This window comes from Methylobacter sp. S3L5C (assembly GCF_022788635.1).
Lineage (GTDB): Bacteria > Pseudomonadota > Gammaproteobacteria > Methylococcales > Methylomonadaceae > Methylobacter_C.
Map to the genome: position 1 here is coordinate 4,410,091 of NZ_CP076024.1, position 26,292 is coordinate 4,436,382.

General features: G+C 47.2%; 13 protein-coding genes. 1 reads left to right on the forward strand and 12 read right to left on the reverse strand.

Annotation, left to right across the window (positions count from 1 at the left end; all coding sequences use genetic code 11):
- Nucleotides 1-115: 115 nt before the first annotated feature.
- The 9 genes from KKZ03_RS19885 to KKZ03_RS19925 all read right to left on the reverse strand — a co-directional run bounded on the left by KKZ03_RS19885 (nucleotide 116) and on the right by KKZ03_RS19925 (nucleotide 16,355).
- The gene (locus KKZ03_RS19885) at nucleotides 116-409 is read right to left on the reverse strand and encodes a hypothetical protein (protein ID WP_243218489.1); all 294 of its coding nucleotides are present in this window, start codon (nucleotides 407-409) and stop codon (nucleotides 116-118) included.
- Between the two features lie 680 nt (nucleotides 410-1,089).
- Entirely contained in the window at nucleotides 1,090-6,708 is a 5,619-nt protein-coding gene (locus tag KKZ03_RS19890; protein ID WP_243218490.1) for a cadherin domain-containing protein, read from the reverse strand.
- Nucleotides 6,709-6,925: 217 nt separating this feature from the next.
- Complete coding sequence (locus KKZ03_RS19895) at nucleotides 6,926-7,708, reverse strand: tetratricopeptide repeat protein (RefSeq protein ID WP_243218491.1); 783 nt, start codon at nucleotides 7,706-7,708, stop codon at nucleotides 6,926-6,928.
- 937 nt (nucleotides 7,709-8,645) lie between these two features.
- Nucleotides 8,646-9,875 (reverse strand): aspartate kinase, encoded by a 1,230-nt coding sequence (locus tag KKZ03_RS19900; protein ID WP_243218492.1) that lies wholly within the window; start codon nucleotides 9,873-9,875, stop codon nucleotides 8,646-8,648.
- Between the two features lie 16 nt (nucleotides 9,876-9,891).
- A complete protein-coding gene (gene alaS, locus KKZ03_RS19905; RefSeq protein WP_371744909.1) occupies nucleotides 9,892-12,495 on the reverse strand; it encodes an alanine--tRNA ligase in 2,604 nt (867 codons plus the stop codon).
- A 47-nt stretch (nucleotides 12,496-12,542) separates the two neighbouring features.
- Entirely contained in the window at nucleotides 12,543-13,061 is a 519-nt protein-coding gene (locus KKZ03_RS19910; protein WP_243218494.1) for a regulatory protein RecX, read from the reverse strand.
- Nucleotides 13,051-14,079, reverse strand: a complete 1,029-nt coding sequence (gene recA, locus KKZ03_RS19915; protein ID WP_243218495.1) for a recombinase RecA — start codon at nucleotides 14,077-14,079, stop codon at nucleotides 13,051-13,053. The genes KKZ03_RS19910 and recA overlap by 11 nt, the downstream gene beginning before the upstream one ends.
- A gap of 269 nt (nucleotides 14,080-14,348) precedes the next feature.
- Complete coding sequence (locus tag KKZ03_RS19920; RefSeq protein WP_243218496.1) at nucleotides 14,349-14,933, reverse strand: tetratricopeptide repeat protein; 585 nt, start codon at nucleotides 14,931-14,933, stop codon at nucleotides 14,349-14,351.
- 858 nt (nucleotides 14,934-15,791) lie between these two features.
- Complete coding sequence (locus KKZ03_RS19925; RefSeq protein WP_243218497.1) at nucleotides 15,792-16,355, reverse strand: TetR/AcrR family transcriptional regulator; 564 nt, start codon at nucleotides 16,353-16,355, stop codon at nucleotides 15,792-15,794.
- Between the two features lie 169 nt (nucleotides 16,356-16,524).
- Between KKZ03_RS19925 and KKZ03_RS19930 the strand changes: the two genes are divergently transcribed.
- A complete protein-coding gene (locus tag KKZ03_RS19930; protein WP_243218498.1) occupies nucleotides 16,525-18,648 on the forward strand; it encodes a molybdopterin-dependent oxidoreductase in 2,124 nt (707 codons plus the stop codon).
- Between the two features lie 628 nt (nucleotides 18,649-19,276).
- Here KKZ03_RS19930 and treY read toward each other — a convergent pair.
- From treY to glgX, 3 genes are read right to left on the reverse strand one after another with little or no spacing between them, the layout of a single operon-like run.
- Entirely contained in the window at nucleotides 19,277-22,309 is a 3,033-nt protein-coding gene (treY, locus tag KKZ03_RS19935) for a malto-oligosyltrehalose synthase (protein ID WP_243218499.1), read from the reverse strand.
- Complete coding sequence (gene treZ / locus KKZ03_RS19940) at nucleotides 22,306-24,156, reverse strand: malto-oligosyltrehalose trehalohydrolase (RefSeq protein ID WP_243218500.1); 1,851 nt, start codon at nucleotides 24,154-24,156, stop codon at nucleotides 22,306-22,308. The genes treY and treZ overlap by 4 nt, the downstream gene beginning before the upstream one ends.
- Complete coding sequence (gene glgX / locus KKZ03_RS19945) at nucleotides 24,153-26,285, reverse strand: glycogen debranching protein GlgX (protein ID WP_243218501.1); 2,133 nt, start codon at nucleotides 26,283-26,285, stop codon at nucleotides 24,153-24,155. Before glgX ends, treZ begins: the two co-directional genes overlap by 4 nt.
- Nucleotides 26,286-26,292: the final 7 nt, after the last annotated feature.

Sequence of the window (26,292 nt, forward strand, 5' to 3'; positions counted from 1 at the left end):
TATTAAAGTGATGCGTCAGTTAAAACCCGTCAGCCTTTCGCTATTTGAAAGTAATGCCCGGGTGCTTATTAATTATTATTGTTGTTGTTGCAAATCAGCATTGACTGGCAGGCCGTCAGCTCGTATCAAGCAATAGTCCGCTTAGGGACTGCATTGCGTTACTCTGCGGTAAACATGCGCTACTCATCAGGGAGTTCTCAGGGCTTGCTGCAAGTATTGGCTTATGGCAGCGGCAATACCCTGACGCCAATAGGCCGGCAAACTGGATAACCGCGCAGATACCCGGACGCTTGACGGTAGGCTTGGTGGTAACAAGACCATTCGAGTGTTGCTGTTTACCCTGCGCAAAGCAAGTCTTGGCAAGGCTGGTGCGCGCGGTTTGCTTGGTTAACATCAATTTATTGATCATTCCGAGACAACACTATTTTCCATTATTACAAAACAATAACGCACTTATGCAGCTATAGACATAAGCTTAATCCTACCAAGAAAGTCTGGAATTACAAATTAATTTTACTTTTAAAACTAAAAAAATGTATAAATTTATGCAAGAGGTGGGGTAGTTATTCACCGCCCCCTTTGAAAAAGGGGGATTGAGGGAGATTTATCTAATAAAATTTACGATGCCGGTCCGGGTTTGCAACCCCGACCGAAACGTTTGAATATTTCTATAGCTTTTAAAACGTGAGTGACGGGGTTACAAACCCCGTCACGTTTCAGGATGTGTCGGGTTACGGCTGGCGCCTAACCCGACCTACTACTATTACTACTTCAAGGACAATTTCAGCCTAGTTCCCACGCTCCGGCGTCACTGCCATTAAGTTAAGAAATAAGGAATCAAAAAACATGTTTTTTGATTCCCCACCATATAGTGACTGCTGGAGTACAAACCTAGGTTTGTACTCCATGTAAAAGGTATTTCAACACTTAACTTAATGGCAGTGACGCCGGAGCGTGGGAATGATAGGAAAACGTGAGTGACAGGGTTACAAAACCCGTCACGCTTAAAGCTGTGTCGGGTTACGGCTGGCGCCTAACCCGACCTACTACATAACTTTTTTCATGTATTTCATGAAAAAAAATCCTCCGTTAACTAATATACAAATACCCATGAACGCCAAAGCTGTCAGTTACCTGCCCGGTAAGAAAATGCGTATTGGTGCCACTGGCAATTTGACTATTCAAGTCTGCCAAAGAACTGGCACCAAATTCCGCCAGGGTATGCCCGGTCAGGGTAATTGAATTCAACGCCGGATTAGTGGTGCCGGCTGCCGAGCCATCAGGCAGCAGATTCTGAATATGCAACGTTAAGCCGGTATAGCCAGCCGCACCATCGCTGTTGGAAAAACCAACCACTTTACTGACACCGTTAACCCAACCAAAAATAGTGGCGTGATCCTGACCTTGTTGAAAATCAGTCAGCGTTGACCAGGAGGTACCGGCCATTCTGCCATCCAGAAAGACCGTATCATTACCCTCGCCACTGGTCAAAAACGACGATCCTGTAGAACCATCAATCACATCATTGCCTGTTCCGCTATTGACAGCTTTATTGCCACTGCCGGCTACCTTGATAAAATCATTACTGTCTGAGCCAATAATAACCGCGTTGTCAGACTCATCTATTAGTTGATAGTCAAGATCAAGGGGACCGGTATACAAGTCCGGCATAGCATAAGTTTTGTTGGTGTTGCCTAAAGAATCAAACAGCTGAGTCACCGTTACCATCTTCAAAAAATCAGCCATACTGATGGTGTCACTGCCAAAAACCAGATCTTCGATATTGGTTAAGGTATCGGTGCCATCAATGCCTTTAAACACTACCGTTTTTCCGTCAGAAGAGAGCCCAACCCGGGTAATATTGGTTGACATATCTGCCAGAGCAAAATCATATCCAACCGTGCTGTTGTCAACACTACCGACAAAGGAATCATTTCCTGCTGTGTCTGCTTGTAACGCTATGACATTAGCGCTGGCATCGCTGGTTACCTGTTCAAGTGCATCGGCACCATCGATATAACTGGCTTGTACGGTAATCGCTTGAGCCACCTGCTCCTGACCCAAAGTAAATGATTCCGCAGTTGCACCGTTAATGGCCGTGCCATTGGCAAACCATTGGTAGGCAATGACGCCTAAACCATCGGCATCTGCCAAGGTATTGGCGGCGATTAAGGTTTGATTTTGCTTGGCCGTGCCGGTAATAGTCACTAAACCGGTCGGCGCATTGTCGTTCAAGTTAAGTACCGAAACGACCACAGCTTGTGTGGTAGTGGTGATGCTGCCGTCATTGGCGATGACATCAAAGTTGTAGCTGGCTTTGGTTTCAAAGTCGGCCGCTTCTTTCAGCGTCACTGCGCCCGTTTCCTCATTAATATCCAGCCAGGCCAGATCGTCGCCGCCCAGGCTGTAGGTGACTAACGACAGGTTGTCCGCATCGGTCGTTACAGCCGTGTAAATAACGATATCGGTTAACTCGTTTTCGTCAACCGAACCGATTGCGCCTGAAGTAAATACCGGCGCATTGTCATTCAGGTTGTTCACCAAAACCTCCACAGTTTGCGTGGTAGTGGTGATGCTGCCGTCATTGGCGATGACATCAAAGTTGTAGCTGGCTTTGGTTTCAAAGTCGGCCGCTTCTTTCAGCGTCACTGCGCCCGTTTCCGCATTAATATCCAACAAGGCTTGATCGTCGCCGCCCAAACTGTAAGTAACCGGCAACAGGTTGTCAGCATCGGTCGTTACAGCCGCGTAAATAACGGTATCGGTTAGCTCGTTTTCGTCAACCGAACCGGTTTCGCTTGAAATAAATACCGGGGCATTGTCATTCAGGTTGTTCACCAAAACCTCCACAGTTTGCGTGGTAGTGGTGATGCTGCCGTCATTGGCGATGACATCAAAGTTGTAGCTGGCTTTGGTTTCAAAGTCGGCCGCTTCTTTCAGCGTCACTGCGCCCGTTTCCGCATTAATATCCAACAAGGCTTGATCGTCGCCGCCCAAACTGTAAGTAACCGGCAAGAGGTTGTCCGCATCGGTCGTTACAGCCGCGTAAATGACGGTAGTGATTAGCGCGTTTTCGTCAACCGAACCGGAACCGGTTTCGCCTGAAGTAAATACCGGGGCATTGTCATTCAGATTGTTCACCGAAACCACTACGGCTTGTGTGGTGGTGATGATGCTGCCGTCATTGGCGATGACATCAAAGTTGTAGCTGGCTTTGGTTTCAAAGTCGGCCGCTTCTTTCAGCGTCACTGTGCCCGTTTCTGCATCAATATCCAACAAGTCCAGGTCTGTACCGCCCAAGCTGTAGGTGACTTCCAACAGGTTGTCCGCATCGGTCGTTACAGCCGTGTAAATGAAGGTATCGATTGCGTTTTCGTTGACGGAACCGGTTTCGCCTGAAGTAAATACCGGGGCATTGTCATTCAGATTGTTCACCGAAACCACCACAGCTTGTGGAGTGGTTAAGGTACCGTCAAAGGCAATGACGTTAAAACTGTAGCTGGCTTTGGCTTCAAAATTGGCAGAAGCTTTCAGCGTCACCGCACCCGTTTCCGCATTAATATCCAGCAATGCTTGATCGTCGCCGCCCAAGGTGTAAGTACGTGAAGTCAGGTTGTCCGCATCGGTCGTTACCGCTGTGTAAATGACGGTAGTGATTAGCGCATTTTCGTCAACGGAACCGATTGCGCCTGAAGTAAATACCGGCGCATTGTCATTCAGATTGTTCACCGAGACCACCACAGCTTGTGTGGTAATGTTGCTGCCGTCATTGGCAATCACGTCAAAGTTGTAGCTGGATTTGCTTTCAAAGTCGGCAGAAGCTTTCAGCGTCACCGCACCCGTTTCCGCATTAATATCCAGCAAAAGCTGATCGGCGCCGCCCAGACCGTAGGTGACTGCCGACAGGTTGTCAGGGTCGGTAGTCACTGCCGTGTAAATGACGACAGTGGTTAGCGCGTTTTCGTCGACGGAACCGATAGCGCCTGAAGTAAATACCGGCGCGAGGGAGTTAGTAAATAAAAAGGTCATGCCAAACATGCTACCCATACTGGAGCCAATAAAGGCATCCAGCGTACCGTCGCTATTAATATCAACAAAAGTGGGGGCGGCAAAACCAGGAACATTGGTCAAGCCAAAGGCATTGGGTTCACCTTGCCCAAAATTCGCACTACTGGCAGTGCCGATGTTTTCATAAAACACGGTGTTGCCTACGGAGTTGCCAATAAAGAGATCCAGATCGCCGTCACCATCAATATCAACAAAAGTGGGCTTGGCATTATTACCAACATTGCTCAAGCCAAAATTCGATTGATCTTGCACAAAAATCGCACTATTGGCCGTGCCGGTGTTTTCATAAAACAATGTATTGCCGTCACCGTTGCCAATAAAGGCATCCATATCGCCGTCACCATCAATATCAACAAAAGTGGGGGCGGCATTATTACCGACATTGGTCAAACCAAAGGCATTATTGGGGGTACCCACAAAATCCGCACTAATGGCAGTACCAATGTTTTCATAAAACTGGATGTTGCCAAATTGATCGCCAATAAAGGCATCCATATCGCCGTCACCATCAATATCAACAAAAGTGGGGGCGGCAGCACCCATTTCCTGAAAGCCATTGAGTTGACCTTGCATAAATTCCGCATTAAAGGCACTCCCGACGTTTTGATAAAACGATGTATTGCCGAAGGCATCGCCAATAAAGGCATCCAGATCGCCGTCACTATCAATATCAACAAAAGTGGGCGACTGAAAAGCATTAATACTATACAAGCCAAGGGGAGCGGAGATTGGGCTAGTGAAAGATGGATTTCCAATAGACAGGTCATTATCGGTGACCGCCACGATAACGTTGCCAATAACAAAGCTATTGTAATTTACATCAGTACTGGTCACCGTGTGTTGAATAACACCACGGTGCATGCCTTCACCCACCGTATCATAAGTCGCAAAGACAGTTACAGTTTGCGGCGTATTCCAGTTGGCTGTCGTAAAGGTTAAGGTGGCAAAATCAACATTTACCTGTCCGTTGGTATTACCCAAAGTAATAACAACATCGGCGGTGGGTGTGTATGTCAGTACCAAGGTATAAGTATCTGCCACACCTTCTTCGGTAACAGCGGTATTGCCGGCGGTTTGGGTAATGATGATACCCGGCGCTGCCGTTACGTCGACGGTTGCCTGAATGGCAGTAGCGGATTCTGCACCTGCATTGTCTACGGCGGTCACGGTAAAGGCATTCAGGGTGCCGTTTGCGTTGGCATCCGGTGTCCAATAAGCAATATTTGTGGCATCAACAATAAAGTTGTTTGAAACATCCCAGTCGGTAGCCGATATTTCATCGATACCAATTCTTAAGGTACCTGATGTGATCGCTTTAACAGCAAAAGCCGTTACCGTGCCGTCACTGTCCGCTTCATCACCTTGGGCGGCAAGATCAGCAAAAACAATAGCGATTGCGGTATCTTCATTACCGGTGGCCAGCGCTGCGGCGAAGGCGGTTAAGGTGGGTACAGCGTTGGTCGTTTGTGTGTTAATAAACAACAGGGTATCGCCAGCTTGATTGCCAATCAAGGCATCCAGCTTACCGTCGCCATTAATATCAACAAATGTGGGCGTGGCATAAACACCGACATTGGTCAAACCAAAGGCATCACTGATTGGCGCAGCAAAATTGGCAAGGCTGGCCGTGCCGATGTTTTCATAAAAGAAGGTACTGCCACTGAGGGTACCAATAAAAGCATCCAGATCGCCATCGCCATCAATATCAACCAACGTAGACGCGACAAAATTACCGGTATTGGTCAAACCAAAGGCATCACTGACTGGCGTAGTAAAAGCGGCAAGGCTGGCAGTGCCGATATTTTCATAAAACAGGATGTTGCCATCGCCTTTGCCAATAAAGGCATCCAGATCGCCATCACCATCAATATCAACCAAACTGGGCGTGGCATTAGAACCGGTATTGGTCAAACCAAAGGCATCGCTGACTGGCGTAGTAAAAGCGGCAAGGCTGGCAGTACCGGTGTTTTGATAAAACAGGGTGTTGCCAGCAAAGTTGCCAATAAAGGCATCCAGATCGCCGTCACCATCAATATCAACAAAAGTGGGCGCAGCATAAAAACCGTCATTTGTCAAACCAAAGGCATTACTAACTGACGTAGTAAAAGCGGCAAGGCTGGCGGTGCCGGTGTTTTCATAAAACAGGGTATCACCAAGCTTATTGCCAATAAAGGCATCCAGATCGCCGTCACCATCAATGTCAACAAAAGTTGGGGCCGCATAAGTACCGACATTGGTCAAACCCAGCGGATTGCTGATTGAACCAGTGAAAACAGGATTCCCGACAGACATGTCATTATCGGTAACCGCCACGATAACGTTGCCAATAACAAAGCCATTGTAATTTAAATCAGTACTGGTCACCGTGTGTTGAATAACGCCACGGTGCATGCCTTCACCCACCGTGTCATTAACCGCCGTCACAGTCACCGTTTGCTCGACGTTCCAGTTGGCAGTAGTGAAGGTTAAGGTGGCAAAATCAACGTTTACCTGTCCGTTGGTATTACCCAAGCTAATAATAACATCCGCTGTAGGTGCGTATGTCAGTACCAAGGTATAGGTATCGGTGGCACCACCTTCGGTAACAGCGGTATTGCCAGCGGTTTGGGTAATGATAATTTCGTAAGGTACGATTGACATAATATTATTGCTCTATTTAAAGTGATGCGTTAGTTAAAGCCGGTCAGCCTTTCGTTAGTTGAAAGTAATGCCCGGGGCTTATTAATTATTTTTTGTAAATTAGTGGTGGTTTGGTTTGTAACCGATCAAAAACAAGCGAGTGGTTTGGTAAGTAGTAAAGGCCAGACCCGGCTTGTTAATGTTTAACCATTGCGACAAGCCTGCTGAGGCCTGCAAGTTAATTACCTGTGAAATTGTTTGAGTCATGACTATTTATTGAGGATGAAAAAATGTGGTTACGGAGGTACTGTGCTATATCTAATTGCCTTAAATTCTCCAGAACCAAGTCTAAATTGGTATACGCTGCATCATTTTTAGGTTGCAGGGCAATGGCACGCTGATGGCAGACCTTAGATAATTTGATTTCGGCGCGCTGTTGTAAGGTAGCCGCTAAACTGTTGTCAGCACGAGCAAAGTCAGGTTGATAACGTAACGCTGTTTTAATACAGTTAATGGCCAAATCAAGCATACCTTGCTGCCGATAAAGATGGCCTAGCTCCAAATACACGTCTGCCGCATCCGGCTTTATCTGTAACGCCGATTGATAGGAATTTTTGGCATCTGCAAACTGGTTTAGGGAGGCGAATACTTTACCCAAATTTAAGTGAGCGATTAGTAGATTTGGGGACAGCGTCAAGGCATGTTCATAACCCGCTATAGCAAGATCGGTGTCACCCTGAAACTGCCAGAGACCGGCCAGATTGCAATGCAACACCGCCATAGTGGGTGCCAACTGCAATGCCTGTTGATAAACGTCAATAGCTTGGGCAGTTAAGCCTTGTGCCTGCAAAAGATCAGCCAGATTATGGTAAGCGGGCACAAAATCGGCTTGCAAGCGGATGGTTTCTGTAAAACACAGCATTGCCGCTGCCGGATTGCCATCCCGAACGTGCTGCTTACCTTGCTCCAAACAGATATTGGCAAGGCTGGTTTGCTTGGTTGTTAGTAATTTTTTGGTCATTTCGGCAGAACACTATTTATTATTGCTAAGCAACAACGCACTTGAGCGGGTGCAGGTGTAGGTTAGGTGTCATGCTATCAAGAAAGTTAGAATTTACAAAATAAATTTACTTTAAAAAATAAAAAAACAGATTCATATTTACAATTTTGCAATTATAAAAATTTTTAGAAAGCATTATGTCTGACAGGAGCGAGTGATTTTTTGGGAGACGACTATACTTTGAGCGGTCACAAATGCGGAAAATCAATGTAGGGTTAGTGCAACGTAACCCGACAACTGCTTGTAAATGTTGGGTTACGCTATCGCTAACCCAACCTACATTGGGCTTTTTTGATTTATTAAAAACCCGCAACCGTAAACGCTTGCAGTATATATCCTGCAGGCATGGCCTGCTGATACAGAATTTGAATATGGCAGTTGAGTTTTAGAGTAAAGCGAGGATTTGAAAAAAATTTAATGCAAGTTAACCGGGTTATTTTTCATTGCTTTATGTTGGCCAGACAAACATAAAATAATTGCAATATTTTCATATTTTTTACTTTATATAAAAATTTGTCACTATAGATTTTCAGATAAATAATTTCGATACCGATGCCGGTCCGGGTTTGCAACCCTGACCGAAACGTTTAAAGGCTTTACTATTTTTCAGCCGAGTTCCCACGCTCCGGCGTGGAACTCATCCAACAACGCTCAAGCGTTGCGTGACGCAGGAGCGTCACTAGCGGCATTCCCACGCCGGAGCGTGGGAACGATAGGGCGGGGGTTATTTATTGCGAGTTACGATGCCGGTCCGGGTTTTCAACCCCGACCGAAACGTTTAAAGGCTTTACTATTTTTAAAACGTGAGCGACGGGGTTACAAGCCCCGTCGTGCTTTATTACGCTGTGTCTACTACTTCATTACGCTGTGTCGGATTACGGCTGATGCCTAACCCGACCTAAATTGATTCAGTCTCTTTATCCAAACCAAAAGCCGCGTGTAACGCCCTAACGGCAAGTTCCAGGTATTTTTCATCGACAACGACAGATATTTTTATTTCTGAGGTTGAAATCATGCGAATATTGATACCTTCATCTGCCAATGTTTTAAACATGGTGCTGGCAATACCGGCATGCGAACGCATTCCTACGCCAACGATTGATACTTTTACCAGGCTGTTGTCACCCTTTACTTTTCTTGCTCCCAGCTCGGCACAAGTGTGCTCCAGTATATCTTTTGCACGCGGATAATCATTGCGATTAACCGTGAAAGTAAAATCCGTGGTGGCATCATCAGCAATATTTTGCACAATCATATCCACTTCAATATTGGCATCGGCAATAGGACCCAAAATTTTAAAAGCGACTCCGGGCAAATCAGGCACTCCGGTGATTGTTAATTTTGCTTCATCGCGATTAAAAGCAATGCCGGATATTAAAGCACTTTCCATTTGTGATTCCTCGTAAGTAATGAGTGTGCCAGACCCTTCTTTAAATGATGATAATACGCGTAGCGCAACATTATATTTGCCGGCAAACTCTACCGATCTGATTTGCAAAACTTTTGAACCCAAACTGGCCATTTCCAGCATTTCTTCAAAAGTAATGTGGTCAAGTCTGCGCGCTTTAGGCTCAACCCTGGGGTCAGTGGTGTAAACGCCATCCACATCCGTATAAATATGACACTCGTCGGCATTTAATGCCGCCGCCAAAGCAACCGCCGTCGTATCTGAACCGCCACGACCTAAAGTGGTAATATTACCGTGTTCATCAACACCCTGAAAACCGGCGACAACCACGACTTTACCGGTATTAAGATCAGCACGTATTTTGCTGTCGTCAATCTTTCGTATCCGTGCTTTGGTGTGAAAGCTGTCAGTCAGAATTTTTACCTGCCCGCCGGTATAAGAAACGGCAGCACAACCTGTTTGATGCAGCGCCATACTTAATAACGCCACCGTAACCTGTTCGCCGGTAGAAATTAAAACATCCATTTCCCGGTCACTGGGTTGCTCTTGAATGTCTTTTGCCAACGCGATTAACCGGTTGGTTTCGCCACTCATGGCGGAAAGCACTACCACGATTTGATTACCCAAATCATGGGCTTTTTTAACTTTTTCAGCGACAGCTTTAATCCGCTCGACAGAGCCTACCGACGTGCCGCCAAATTTATATACATATAATGCCATTCAATAAAACCTTTTATTACGCGCCCAATTGCGCTTGTATCCAGGCAGGAACACCCGCTAATGCCGCCGCCAATCCAGCCGGATTATTACCGCCAGCCATTGCCAAATCGGGTTTTCCACCACCTTTACCACCCACTTGAGTGGCGACAAAGTTAACCAGTTCGCCGGCTTTTATCTGACTCATTTTATCTTTGGAGACAACGGCGATTAAATTAACCTTGTCGCCATCGACAACCGCCAGAACGATAGCACAACTGCCAAGCTTGTTTTTAAGCTGATCGGCCATATCGCGCAGGGATTTGGCATCCACATCATCAAGTTTGACTGCCAGTACTTTTACACCCGCTACCTCAATGGCCTGCGAACCCAACTCATCACCCGCTGAACTGGCCAGCTTTGAATTTAGGCGTTCAAGTTGTTTTTCCAGTACCCGGTTTTTTTCCAGCAATTGCTCGACTTTTTCAGCAACTTTTTCAGGTGGGCTTTTTAACAGTCCGGTAACGCTGTTCAAAGCTTTATCGCGATTGGCTATCCACTCAATACAACCACCACCGGTGACCGCTTCAATGCGTCTGACACCGGCAGCAACGCCGTTTTCACTGATTATTTTAAAACAACCGATGTCCCCTGCCCTGTTAACATGCGTACCACCACAAAGCTCGGTTGAAAACTCACCTATTTTTAAAACCCTGACTTCGGCGCCATATTTTTCGCCAAACAGCGCCATGGCACCGGCTTCTACCGCCAAATCTTTAGCCATGACTTGGGCAGAAACGGGATTGTTTAAACGAATCTGCTCATTAACCAAATACTCAAGGCTGCTAATTTGCTCAGGCGTCACCGGCTCAAAATGTGAAAAGTCAAAACGTAACCGCTCGGTATTAACCAGTGAGCCTTTTTGAGTCACATGCTCGCCTAAGGTCTGCCTTAAGGCGGCATGTAATAAATGCGTGGCCGAATGGTTTAATTCCGTGGCTTTTCTGTCTGCCGCATTGACTTTTGCAGCACATAACTGACCTTTGCTTAAGACCCCTGAAATCAACTTACCTTTATGTAAAAACAGGTTACCACCCTGCTTTTGCGTATCCGTCACGTTAAATACCGCTTCCGAGGCAATAATTTGGCCACAATCACCTATCTGGCCACCGGACTCGGCATAAAAAGGCGTTTTATCCAAAACTACCAAGCCTTCTTCACCGACTTGCAAGCTATCGACTGGCTGACCTTCCAGGTAAAGTGCGACAATATTGACTTGATCATCAAGATGATCATAGCCGGTAAATTCAGTCTGACTATCGAGCTTGATATCCTGACTGTATTCCGTACCAAAACTACTGGCCGAACGCGCTCTGACCCGTTGCGCCGACATGGCGGTTTCAAAGCCGGCATGATCTACCGTCAGATTATTTTCGCGGGCAAAATCAGCGGTTAAATCAACGGGGAAACCGTAAGTATCATAAAGCTGGAATACCGTTTCGCCGGGAATAACAGAGCCTTGCATCTTGGCAACACAAGCTTCCAGGATTCTCATGCCCTGCCCCAAAGTTTCGGCAAACCGTTCTTCTTCTTTTTTTAATACCCGTTCAGCCTGTGATTGTGCAGCTTTAAGCTCGGGAAAAGCCTCGCCCATTTCGTCAACCAAAGGGGCAACCAGCTTATAAAAGAAAACATCCGGGATACCCAATCGATAACCATGCCGAATGGCACGTCGAATAATTCGGCGCAGCACATAACCTCGACCTTCATTGGAGGGCATGACGCCATCGGTAATTAAAAAGGCACAAGAACGAATATGATCGGCAATAACACGTAAGGAACTGATGCTTAAATCAGTGGTGTCGGCAAGTTTGGCAGCAGCTTTTAAAACGCCTTGAAATAAATCAATCTCATAATTGTTGTGCACGCCTTGCAACACCGCACTAATCCGTTCCAGCCCCATACCTGTATCAACAGACGGCTTGGGTAGTGGCGTTAACGTGCCATCTGCATCACGGTCATACTGCATAAATACCAGATTCCAGACTTCGATATATCTATCGCCATCTTCTTCCGGCGTACCCGGAGGGCCACCAGGAATATCGGCACCATGATCATAAAATATTTCAGTGCAAGGCCCACAAGGACCCACATCGCCCATAGACCAAAAGTTATCTTTTGCGCCGATTTTTGAAAGACGGGCCGGCGAAACACCAATATCATGCAACCAGATATTTTCTGCTTCGGCATCCTCGTCAAAAACGGTGACCCATAATTTCTCGGCAGGAATCTCCAACTCTTTGGTTAAAAAATCCCAGGCATAATGAATCGCTTCTTTTTTAAAATAATCGCCAAAACTAAAATTACCCAGCATTTCAAAAAACGTATGATGCCTTGCCGTATAACCGACATTTTCCAGATCATTATGTTTGCCACCGGCTCTCACACAACGCTGACTGGTCACCGCTTTGTTAAACTCACGCTGTTCCCTGCCCAAAAATACATCCTTAAACTGGACCATTCCGGCATTGGTAAATAATAAGGTAGGATCGTTAACAGGTACCAGTGAGCTGGAAGGCTCAATGGAATGCCCACGCTGATGAAAGAACTCAAGGAAGGCGGTGCGCAGCTCAGCGCTAGTCATTTTTTTCATGGTATCAATAATTTTAAAGTGGCACGTAAAAACGCACCCTAGAATTTAATGTTTAAATGATCAAACAAAGCACTAATCATCGTGCCGGAAAAACCGCGCTGCATTAAAAAGCGACTGCGTTTTGCCCACTCATTACGATCAATGAGTAAATCCTGACCATATTTTTTACTATAAACCTGCTCCAACAACACCATCCAGCTACTTACAGTTTGCTGCACAACATCGTCAAGATTAAATGCTTCTATACCATTTTTGCGCAACTCATAAGTCACCGCAACGGGCCCGTAACCTTTTTGAATACGGCATCTGGCATAGCTTTCGGCATAACGTAAATCGCTCTGCCAACCTTGCAGAGCGAAGTCCTCAATAACCGCCAAAATCTCATCCTTGTTAAAGTCTCTTAGCAGTAATTTATTCAGTAATTCTTTTTGGCTATGCTCCCTGCGCGCCAATAATCGAAGACAGCATTCCTTTATTTGCGTAGTAGTGCTTTTATCTGTGTCTTGATTGTCACTTGCTTCATTGGCTGAAGTAAACGGGATTTCTTTATACTTCATCAATGACCGGTTGAATAATCGGCACCGGCTTTTTAAATGCCTCGGCTCTTATTTTGGCTTCAATTTCTTTCGCTTTTTCAGGATGCTCTTTTAAGAAAAGTTTTACATTTTCTTTACCCTGACCAATTTTCTCATCCCCATAACTATACCAGGAACCGGCTTTTTGAATAAAGCCATAGCTGACGCCAAGATCAACCAATTCACCCATAAACGAAATACCTTCGCCGTATAAAATCTCAAATTCAGCCTGTCTAAACGGCGGCGCCACTTTATTTTTTACGACCTTTACCCGGGTTTCATTACCAATAACTTCTTCGCCTTTTTTTACGGCACCAATACGACGTATATCCAAACGTACAGAAGCATAAAATTTAAGTGCATTACCGCCGGTTGTAGTTTCCGGACTACCGAACATCACCCCGATTTTCATCCTGATCTGGTTAATAAAAATAACCAGCGTATTGGAACGTTTGATATTACCTGTTAATTTTCTTAATGCCTGTGACATCAAACGTGCTTGCAAGCCCATATGAGAGTCGCCCATATCGCCTTCAATTTCGGCTTTAGGCGTTAATGCCGCAACCGAATCGATTACCACAACATCAACCGCACCTGAGCGCACCAGCATATCGGTAATTTCCAGAGCCTGCTCGCCGGTATCCGGTTGGGAAACCAGTAATTCATCGACATTAACACCGATTTTTTCGGCATAACTTGGATCCAGGGCATGTTCGGCATCAACAAAGGCAGCTGTGCCACCAAGTTTTTGCATTTCAGCGATGACTTGCAAAGTCAGTGTCGTTTTACCGGATGATTCAGGGCCATAAATTTCAACCACGCGACCACGTGGCAAACCACCACAGCCCAAAGCGATATCCAAACCTAAAGAACCGGTAGAGACTACATCAATATCACGGGAAGCTGCCACATCACCCATACGCATTACAGAGCCTTTACCAAACTGCTTTTCTATCTGCATCAGGGCTGCGCCTAATGCTTTCTTTTTATTCTCATCCATTGTTAATACCCTGTAGGCCAGAAAAATGTCGACTAACTAATACAATTATTATCACATAGACACCCGGGTTCGGGTAGTGTTGATTTTTACTATACAACACACACTCAAATTGCGGTTTTTGTCTCTCTCGTTCGGTATAGCTATCCATACAAGCACTGCTGCTCAGGCTCAGAACAAAGAAGCTTGGAGGGACAACGATAAGGACAGCTAATATCTATCCATGCAAGTTAGCTGCCTGTTTTTTCGTCTTGCGTAAAGATCCCAAAAAATTAAAACTTGTCGGCCTTCGCTCTGGCATCTTTACCACCGTTTAAGTCACCCTGCATTTCTCTCGCTCTGGCAACCAATAACCAACTGTGTTTTTTAAGCGGAGTATCGTTATTTGCCAATATCGCCGCTTTTTTTGCAAGATCTTCTGCCAAGCGAGGTTTTGAATCCTTTAGCTTTAATAATGCCAACTTGTAATATAACGTTGCATTTCGCGGCTCGATTCTAATGGCACGCTCAATGGTTGTTGTTGCCGATTCAATATTTCCCGCTTTACTGTTTTGGTTGGCCGCTAAAGCTAATGCATTGACCGCTGGGGATAAAGGTGAAAAAGTTTCTAAAGGTGCAAAAGCCGGTATACGAGGTGGCGGTGGTGGCGGTGCAACAATCATTGGCTCAATATTAAGAGCAGGTGATGAATCACTTTGTCCGAATGGAAAAGCCCCCTGCTCTGATGCCAATGGCTCTTGACCTGGCTGATTTTGTAATTGTCCTTGTTGCTCTTGGCCTGGTATTAGAGGCTCAGGTTCTAACGCTTCTATCGGTGCTGTTATTGGTACAAATTCCTGAAGTGGCTGTGTTGTCACTATATCATTAGAGCCTTGATTTATCGGCTCGGATTTTATGGGCTGTTGCGCTTTTGATTTCCGTAAGGAAGGTTTTGTTTTACTATAAATTGTTGTTCCATTTCCATACACAGGCGCAGGAGGCTGAGAAGCACAGCCAACAAGGAAAGAAGACCATAAAAAAAGTAAAGTAAGTCGTTTGATTAGCATGTTTTATAAAATTAACGGTAGTAGGTTTACTAATGAAATAACTATCATTGCTTTAAATTGAAAAGGCATTGTAGGCTTTTAAAATGGGATGATACAGGGTAAAACCATAGTCATCCCCTTACTCATCGAAACTAATTTAGTATGATATTTCATTATTCGCTGCTCATTCTACATTTTTTATTGAAATCCAGTGAAGTTTGATCTTATAAACACTGACAGTACCTTAATAAAACCTATGCAGCAAAACGGAATCGGTAAGCTCTAAACGTCAGATTATCAACAATTCCACTGCATTACATCGAGGCTACTTACTGTAGCTTCATAACCCAATCCATACCGTACTGTAATGTTCAAATAAAACAGGATACTTTATTAAGCAGTCTTCTTGTAGAATTCCTCCTTCAAAGTCCTACGGGGAAAAATTAAATGTAGTCGTTTGCCATTCTATAACTGAGTGGTAGAGTAATTCTGCAACTTATAACAACAACTTCTATGTTCCACCCAAATTGCTTTTTCGGGCTTACTTGAGGTGGCGTGGGGCTGGCTCGGTTTTAATTTTGTATGATTAAAATATTGCTTTAAGCTCAGTAATTAATACAACGATAACGGTTTGTTTCTTATTTTTATATCGCTGGCCCAACATCTTAAAAGCCAGTAATCTTTTGCTACTTAGGCGACGCTGCCTTCAATTAGCACAATAGCGGCCTGTTTAGCCTGTTCGGCCGCTCCTGAGTGACGTTTCATTTGTTCCGAGACTATCGCGCCTTCAATTAACAGTCTTAATTGCAGAGCCAAGTTTTCAGGCTGCTTTGAACCATACTGCGCGGTCAAGTCGGCAATATAATGTTGGAATTTGTCATAGAATTCTGAGGATACTTGGTGCACAGGATTGCCCTTTAATGGAAATTCAGCAGACGCATTGATGAAGGCGCAGCCACGAAATTCCGGGATGTCTATCCATTCGCTTATCACATCAAAAATAGCCAGTAATTTGTCTCTGGGGTTAGTAGTCTTGGCGTCAACCTGAGCGATAAACCAGGTTCGAAAATCTTCATCCCGTTTACGTAGAACGGCAAGCACCAACTCGTCCTTAGATGGAAAGTATTTGTACAGACTCATCTTGGTGGTATTGGCAGCTTTGGCAATAGCATCGACACCGGTTGCCCTAATTCCCTGGCTATAAAACAGTTCGGAAGCAGCGGCCAAGATATTTGCTTGCAGAGTTTTAGCCATAGATTATAGAAGTAGCGGTTGATAAAAATTTTGTGATATACCGAGCGGTATACTACAATTCAGGTCTGACTGACCGGTAAGTTTTTTTAATCATAACAAATATTTTTAAAAACTGATGATGTAATAATGGTTTTTTTCTTTTAACACAAGCTTGGCGAGGAAACATACAATGACTGTAGCACTGAAAACAACACATCATGGCGGCTGCCCGCATGATTGTCCGGATACTTGCTCAATGGTATTTGAGGTTCAGGACGGCAAGCTGACCGGTGTTAAAGGCAATCCGGATCATCCGATAACGCGCGGCGGTCTTTGCGTTAAATTGAAAGATTATGAAAAGCGGCATTATCACCCCGACCGCTTGTTATATCCGATGCGCCGCACCGGCCCAAAAGGCAGCAAGCAGTTTCAGCGCATCACTTGGGATGAAGCGCTGGATGAAATCGTCATGCGCTGGACGGCCATTATTGAGAAACACGGCCCGCAGGCGATTGTTCCTTACAGTTATTTAGGCAATCAGGGCCTGGTGCATGGTTTGAACGGAGGCGATGCGTTCTTTAACCGGATGGGTGCTACCGTTACCGAGCGCACTTTTTGTGGCGAAGGATCGGGTACTGCCTGGCTGTTGACCGTGGGACCGACAGCCGGCGTTGATCCTGAAAGTTTTATTCATGCCAAATACATCATTATCTGGGCCTGTAATTCGGTCAGCACCAATTTGCATCACTGGCACATTATTAAAGAAGCGCAAAAAAAAGGCGCGAAAGTCATCGTAATCGATAGTTACGCGTCCAAAACAGCCAAAGAAGCCGATGTTCATATTGCGCCAAAACCAGGTACCGATGGCGCATTGGCGATGGCGATGATCCATACCATTATTGAAGAAGGTCTGGTCGACCAGGATTATGTCGATAATTACACGGTCGGTTTTGAAACCTTAAAAGAACGAGCGAAAATGCGTACTCCGGAATGGGCGGAAACTATTACCGGAATACCGGCTGAAGTGATTCGCACGCTGTCCCGCGATTATGCAACGACACAGCCTGCCGCGATTCGTCTGGGCGTGGCGCTGGAAAGACATTATGGCGGCGGTCAAACCATCCGCGCAGTAAGCTGTCTGCCTGCATTGACCGGCGCCTGGCGTCATGTTGGTGGCGGTGCATTGCAGATGCCGGTCTGGGAGCATCCCTACAAATTTGACGTCATCTGTCGGCCAGACTTAATTCCTGGGGGCACGCGTGTTATTAATGCATTGCAACTGGGCCGGGCACTGACCGACGAACCACCAGCAGGGCCACCGATTAAATCGATAATGTGTTGGAATGCCAACCCCGTCACTCAAGCCCCGGAGACCGACAAGATAGTCCAAGGTTTGAGCAACGAAGAGCTGTTTCTGGTTTCGGCGGAACATTTTATCTCGGATACGGCCTGCTATGCCGACATCCTGTTGCCTGCATCTATGGGCGCGGAGCTGGAAGACATGATCCTGTCCTGGGGACATTTGTATCTGACCTACAATGCCAAATGCGTAGAGTCACCAGGCGAAGCCATCCCGAATAACGAGATTTTCCAGCGACTGGCGGCACGTATGGGCTATCAAGAAGAGAACTTTAAATGGTCGGATTCGGAATGCCTGGAAAATTATGTCGATTGGGATTCGCCGGCTTGCGAGGGTATCACGCTGGAAACTCTGCGCGAACGAGGGTTTGCCCGTCTTAATGTCGGAACCAAAGATAATCGCGCGCCTCATAAAGCAGGAAATTTCAGGACACCATCCGGTAAATGTGAATTTGAAATAACAGATGCAACAAACTTTGTCGCAGGCCCTTTTCGTCAGATGTATGAAGGCTTCCAGTCTGGTGAAGCTTTAGATTCACTGCCGGATTATGTGCCTTCCAGAGAAACGCAGGCAACCAATCCGGAACTTGCGAAAAAATATCCGTTAAATATCCTCTCGCCTAAAAGCCACGGATTTCTGAATTCCTGTTACGCCAATATGGAGCAAAAAATCAAAGGTCAGGGTGAACAGTTTGTACTGATCAATGCGCTGGATGCAGAGCAACGCAATATTAAGCAAGGCGACACGGTGCGGGTCTTTAATGATCGCGGCGCTTTTGAAGGCGAGGCCAGGATCACCAGTGATGTGAATCCCGGCTTGATCGTCGCAACACTGGGTTATTGGCGGCAGTTGAACAAAGGCACGGTTAACAGTATCAGTTCGGCTGAATTCGTCAATATGGGGCATGCACCGACATTCTCCGACAATCTGGTGCAGGTGGAAGCAACAGCTTGATTACTCTTGCTCATCTCTGTTGACATGATAAAGCTGTCTTTAGAAGTGTCTTGTTCAATTAAGCCATTTTCTGTCGCTGGCAGGTTTAGTCGACTGCCCGATCAGTGTCTTTCATTGTTCATTTAATAAAGATTTTCTGGACAGTTTCGAAAGATAGCTTTTTACGTATTTTTTTAGCTAAAAAGCGTTAGGGTTATTAGCAAGATGAACATAAACTTACGCTGCGGTTTTGCTACACTGGACATTTGCTGCAGAATGGGTTCTGTTAAGTGCATAGAAGCCTTTGGCGTGTTGGGCTGTTATCGTCGTTGACGACATCTTCACATGTTAGAGGCTTCCAGACTATTTTTTAATCAAAGCAAAACTGTCCGAAGTATTGTATTTTGCGTAAGTTTGATTTAATCCTCCACTAACCGACAGAAGCCTTGTTATTTATGAAGTACCAATTATAAAAACTGTCCGAAGTATTGGTTTATTAATGTCAATCTAAAGGCATTATATGTGGGAGGCTATATATTAGACATATTAGTACTGACTGAGTACTAGAGTACCGAAGCCGTAAACAGGACAGATACCACAGGTTTTATAAGCTGTTGCAGTCTTGAAACATGACGGTCTTTTGATTGAATTACACTATTTCACTGACGAACAGTCCCACCGGAAATTCTGCCAGCATCTGTGCGACAGACAGTCGCCATCCGGAGAGCCGCTGCTGCGGTTCCAGCACCTTCCCGGTGAAGGCGCATAGATAGTGAGTGCCGCGCTTATGGAAAGGTATAACCACGGTAGTATCTCCCCATATTTTTTCTCCGATCGGCAGTATTGTAGCTTCATCCGTCAGTCCCGCAAAAAAACGCGGCGCCACAGTGATTACGTAGCTATTACCTGCAATACGCGCATAGGCGCACACATGTGCGGCTTGCTCTCCTTTTACTGCCAGTGGGACATAGCTTCCTTGCAAAAATACCTCCGGCTTGCGTTCTCGTAATGCCAGCGCCGACTTGACTACCAACAGTTTCCCCCGGCCATCTTCCAGCGTGTCGGATAATGCGCGTACTCCGACACTACGCTGTTGAGGCGTTTGTGTGGCAAGTGTCTGTAACGCATCAAGCAGGGTTTTACGGTGGGTGAAATCAACCGGCCGGCGGTTATCAGGATCCACCAAACTGAAATCCAACAATTCACAACCTTGATAGATGTCCGGCACACCTGGCGCTGTCAGCTTAATCAAGGTCTGTGACAAGCTGTTGAATAATCCTAGCCGTGCAATTCGCCGCTGAAAAGGCAAAAAGTCGGACATAAATTCCCCTTCAATCGGCGCTTTTATTAACGCATCGGTAAAAGCCAATACTGCATCTTCATAGTCCGTATTAGGGTTTACCCAGCTGCTATGAACCTTGGCCTCGCGTACCGCCTTGACCATGTATTCAGATACCCGCACACTCAACTGCGCCAGTTCATTTTGATCCGGATCGCTTGGCGGCCAAATACCCAGCAAGGTCTGATAGATGAAATATTCATCATTGGCTGTCGGCACCAGTAACCCGTCTACCGTGTGTTTCAGACTGATATTGACGCGACTCCAGTGCTTTAGCGCCAGCCGCCAAGCAGCGGGCAACTCGGATAGCACATTGAGACGGGCACGTACATCCTCGCTGCGCTTGGTGTCGTGAGTGGATGTGGTCAGCATCGCATGCGGCCAATCAGCTGCGCGCGCCTGATTGGCTTTATGGAAGGCGTTAAGGGTTACCCCGAAACGACGTGGATCGCCACCGACCTCGTTCAGCGATAGTAAGCGATGATAGATATAGGCGCTGGTATCTTCCAGGCCTTTCGCCATGACCGGGCTGGTGAATTGCTGAAATTTCATCGCAAAGGCAAGCATCTGGGCCGCGTACTCCGGCGATTTTCCCTCTGCGGCGGCGAGTGTCAGCACGTCATGCAAAAAGTCAAAGATACTGGTATCGGCTGTCGTGCTTTTGCGTTTGGCGGCTACGATGGCCAGATCAATGTTACGAAGGTCTTCCGCGATCACTGCACGGGCGCTGATGTAGCCGCGATAAACCGGAAAATAAGCGACTATTTCAGCCAATGCTGTACGCAGTCCGCTTAAGGTATAATCACGGGTCTGGCGGTCAGCCTCGGCAATTTTCGAGATCAGGTTGGCTAACACATTAAGTTCACCCGCTAAGGCGGTTTTCATGACCAGCATTTTGGATCGGTAGAGTAGAATATCGAAATTAACAGGCTCTCCGCTAAAACTGCTATACAGGCGTTGCATGCGCTGGGCGGCGCCGGTAACCACAAACAGTCCATTGAGCAGATTGGTGAATTCGTAGCCCACAGTACCCTGCACCGGCCAACTGGTACGCAAATCCTCATGGTTCCCCAGGATTTTTTCCACGACCAAATAAGGTGCGTGGCCGGTGCGACTGCATTGTTCAAGCAGTTTGTGAAAATATGCCTCCGGATCGTACAGACCATCCGGATGATCCAGTCGCAGACCATCCAGCTTGCCTTCCTGAACTAGTCTTAGCACTAACTGATGGGTCGCATCGAAAACCTCGTCGTTCTCCATACGCAATCCGGCAAGATCATTGATATCGAAAAACCGCCGGTAATTAATCTCGTCTGAGGCCACCCGCCAGAACGCCAGCCGGTATGCTTGCACCTCAATCAAGTCGTGGAGCCTATCGAAGCTGGATGATTCTCCGGCCGTCCCATTGAAACAGTGCAAATTTTCGTCCAGAAATCCGGCGATATCGGCAGACTGTTTAACCTGGCTGGCCAGATGACGCTTATAGACTTCCTTGTCGCGCCTACGCTCAAGTTGACGTTCAGGCAAATGCTCATCCCGGCAAGGAAGATTACGAAACGCAGTGATCAGGCTTTGATATTCCATTAATATCGGATTGTCCAGTCCCAATAGCGCGCTTAAGATATCAATGCGATACGCCAGGATTTGTGGGTACTCGGCAGGATCCACCGGAAAGTGGTGTCCAAAGTAATAAATGGCAAATTCACCAGACTCTGCATCAAAGTTCAGTTGTAATTTTGCATTTTCCAGCTCCTGTCCATAACGGTTAGCCAACACCGGTAACAACACCTTGCCGTGCAGATTAAGCTTTATTGGAGTCCAGTCTATGTCGAAAAACCCGGCATGTGCAGAAGCTTGACCATTTTCCAGTACATCCAGCCACCAGGCATTATCGGCTCCCTGTACGCCCATATGGTTAGGCACCAGATCAAGGACTTGACTCATACCGTGCTCAGCCAGTATTGCACAGAGCCGCTCAAAATCGGCGTAAGTGCCGATCTCAGGGTTTAAGGTATTGTGGTCGATAATGTCGTAGCCATGTCGACTGCCCGGCCGCGCCTTCAAATAGGGCGAGGCATACAGATGCGAGATGCCCAGAGCCTTAAGGTAGGGGATAATTGCTGTCGCCTGATTAAAGGTAAAATCGCGATTGAATTGCAGACGATAGGTGGATAAAGGAATGTGTGGCGTCGGGGGCTGAAACGACGCTTGTTCACGTTTATCGTCTTCTCGCGTTAGCCAGTGGTTGGTTCTGTCTATTTGTGGGTCTGGTAATGTAACCGAAACAACCGGCGCACTATCGTTTAAAACGGCGAGCGGTGTGAGTATATCAATGTGTTTCATGGCTGTAACTCCTCAATGAACCAGGCCACAGACCATGGTGGCATTTGGCCGGAGGCAAAGCTGTCAGGCAGGTCGGGCTGGCTAAGATAGATTGTCTTAATCTCATCTCCAGCAGGATAGACTGCATTAACTGCGCCTTGAACAGCACTGTCACCTAGGTTAGCCAACAGCGTAAGTCGAGCGGAGTCGCCCACATGCCAGAACACAACCAGACCCGTAGCCCCGATCAATTTGAATGTAGCGCTGCCGCCGATACCTGGTAATCGTGGGACTATATGTTCATTTCGTAGCGCCAGTAAATTACGGTAATGTTCAAGCCATGCCTTGTGGTGAGGCTCATCGAGACAGTCCCAATCGAGTTTGCAGCGTTCAAAAGTAGATTTATCGTTAGGATCGGGAATCTGTGCACGCACAGCAGGATCGGCGAATTTACGGAAACCGGAAAATTCGCGCCGCCTGCCTTCGGTGACCGCCTCGGCTAATTCACCATTGAAATCGCAGAAAAACTGGAAAGGCGTTGCCGCTGCAAACTCTTCGCCCATAAACAGCATCGGTGGAGATGGGGCTAGCAGCAACACAGCCAGCGCAACCTGTAGCGGTTTTTGCTGCGCAAGCATGGAAATACGCTCGCCGTAAGCACGGTTGCCTATCTGGTCGTGGGTCTGGCTAAAATTAATAAAGGCTCCAGGCGATAGATGTCCACTAGACTCACCGCGCGATTGACCTTCGCGAAAGACCGAAGGCTCGCCCTGGAATGCAAAGCCTTCAGCCAGACAACGTGCCAGATGGCGTACCGGCTGATCGGCATAATCAACATAATAGCCGTCGCGTTCCCCGGTCAGCAGAAGATGCAAAGCATGGTGACAGTCATCATTCCACTGAGCAGCAATGGTTCCTTGCTGGAGATAGCCCGCGTTATTGGCGTCGTTCTCCAGTATCAGATGGATATGCCTTGTGCGTCCGGGCCCTTCCTGGACCTTTGCTGCCAGTTCCTCGACGATGTCGGGTCGACTCTGATCGACAATGGCGTGCACTGCGTCGAGTCTTAGTCCATCGAAATGGTATTCTTCCAGCCAGTACAAGGCATTATGAATAAAGAAGTCGCGGACGGTGCGGCTGCTTTGACCGTCAAAATTAATGGCCTCGCCCCACGGCGTATGATGGTTCTCGCTAAAGAACTGCGGCGCATAGGCATGCAGATAATTACCATCCGGCCCAAAATGATTGTAGACCACGTCGAGCAATATCATTAAGCCACGCGCATGCGCCGCCTGCACCAGTGCCTTCAGTTCGTCCGGCGTACCGTAACAACTGTCGGGCGCAAACAGCAGCACGCCGTCGTAGCCCCAGTTGCGGGTGCCTGGAAAATCGGCTACCGGCATCAATTCAATCGCAGTGATACCTAAGTTCACCAGATAATCGAGGCGTTGCATGGCAGCTGCGAAAGTACCTTCTTTCGTAAACGTACCCAGATGGAGTTCATAGATGACCGCTTCATGCCAAGGGCGACCGGGCCAATCATCGTCCTGCCACAGAAAAGCGGCCGCATCGACGACCTGACTGGAGTCATGCACGTCCCGGGGATTCCTACGGGATACCGGATCGGGCACAACCAGCTCGCCATCCAGCCGGTATTTATATAAAGTTCCAGGTCTTGCCTGTAACGGCGAGGTGAGGATTTCAAACCAACCGTCTTCCTGCGAATGCATGGTTAAGATGAGGTCGTGTTCGTTGCCGTTATTTAGTAATAGCTCAACCTGATGGACTGCCGGTGCCCATAGACGGAAACGGGTGCTACGATCAGTCAGCAGACAAGCTCCAAACGGCATGTCATGCACGCTGTTCATGATATTTTGCCTTGTTTTAACAGCACCAGAGACCGTCCCTGCACCGGATAGGCTTGTCCTGCTTTGTAGCGCGAAGCTTCGGGCGTGCCGGTGTTATCAAAGGTATCGAGTAAGACGTCCCAACGGTTATGCTCGTCGAATTCCGGCAGCGTAAAAGCAATTTCCTCATGATGGGCATTGATCAACAACAACAGGTTGTTGTCCAGTAAACGTCGTCCACGTTCGTCGGTTTCGCGCAGGGTATCGCCGACCATGTGTACGCCCAGACAACGCGAGAAGGCTTGATTCCAGTCTTCATCGCTCATCTCGGCTCCATCCGGATTAAGCCAGATGAGATCTTTTACCTCGCCGCCACGAATAGGCCGTCCCTGAAAGAAATAGCGCCGCCGCAACAACGGATGTTCCTTGCGCAACTTGATAATGCGCTGAGTGAATTCCAGTAAATCCTTATCCTGCGGCTTCAAATCCCAGTTTAGCCAGCTAATCGCATTGTCCTGACAATAGGCATTGTTATTGCCCTGCTGGGTACGCCCCATCTCGTCGCCGGCTAGCAGCATCGGAACCCCTTGTGAAAACATCAGGGTAGCGAGAAGATTGCGTTTTTGACGAGCGCGCAAGGTATTAATTTCAGGGTCGTCGGTTTCTCCTTCGACGCCGCAATTCCAGGAACGGTTGTTGTCATTGCCGTCGCGGTTATCTTCATGATTGGCCTCGTTATGCTTTCCGTCATAAGTCACCAGATCATGCAGGGTAAAACCGTCGTGCGCATTGATGAAATTGATACTGGCATGCGGTTTTCGCCCGCTGCGTTCATAAAGATCACTGGAACCGGTCAGGCGTTGCGCCAGTTCTCCAAGTAGTCCTCCGTCGCCTTTCCAATAGGAACGAATACAATCGCGATACTTGTCATTCCATTCCGCCCAGCCCAAGGGAAAATTACCGACCTGATAACCGCCTTCGCCCAGATCCCAGGGTTCGGCGATCAGTTTGATCGTGCTCAGTACCGGATCTTGGCGTATGGTATCAAAGAAGGTGCCCAGCTGGTTGACTTCATGAAACTCTCTGGCCAGCGCGGAAGCGAGGTCAAAACGAAAACCGTCCACATGCATGTCCAGTACCCAATAACGCAGGCTATCCATCAGTAACTGGAGTACACAGGATTGCTGCATGTCCAGAGTATTGCCGCAACCGGTGTAATCCATGTTATAGCGCGGATTGTCTCCGGTCAGTCGATAGTAGGACGCATTGTCTAAACCCCGGAACGACAAGGTAGGGCCCAAATGATTACCTTCGGCGGTATGGTTGTAGACCACATCGAGAATTACTTCAATGCCTGCCTTATGCAGGGCCTTTACCATGGTTTTAAATTCACTGATTTCGCCGCTGGCCGAATACCGTGAGTCGGGGGCCAAAAAACCTATCGAGTTATAGCCCCAGTAGTTGCGAAGGTCTTGTTCGACCAGATAACGGTCGTCGAGAAAGGTATGTACCGGTAACAGTTCAACCGTGGTCACGCCCAGACTCTTGAGGTGTTCGATAGCCGGCGCCATTGCCAAGCCGGCGTAGGTGCCGCGAAACTTGGCAGGAATGTCCGGGTGCTGCATTGTAAAGCCTTTGACGTGCAGCTCATAAATCACCATCTCGTGCCAGCGTATGTCGGGCGGTTGATCATTACCCCAGTTAAATGACTGATCGACAACCCGGCATTTGGGCATGACACTGGCATTGTCCTTTCGATTAAAAGACAGGTCTTCATGCTTGCTGCCGATACTGTAACCGAAATGAGCGTCGCTCCAGCGCGGCGTCCCGACGATGTCTTTCGCATAGGGTTCTATCAACAGTTTGTGCGGATTGAAGCGGTGTCCCTCCTCGGGACAGTAAGGTCCATGTACACGTAAACCATAAAGCAGCCCTGGACGCGCCTCGGGTAAATAGCAGTGCCAGATCATATCGCTACATTCTTTCAGTTCGATACGCTGGACTTCGGTCTTGCCTTTCGTGTCAAATAGGCACAGTTCGACTTTTTCGGCATGTTCGGAAAAAATCGCAAAATTTACACCTTCGCCATCCCAGTAAGCACCACGTGGATAGGGGCGGCCAGGCCATACGGTTGTTATCGGATTAGTCATCGTGATT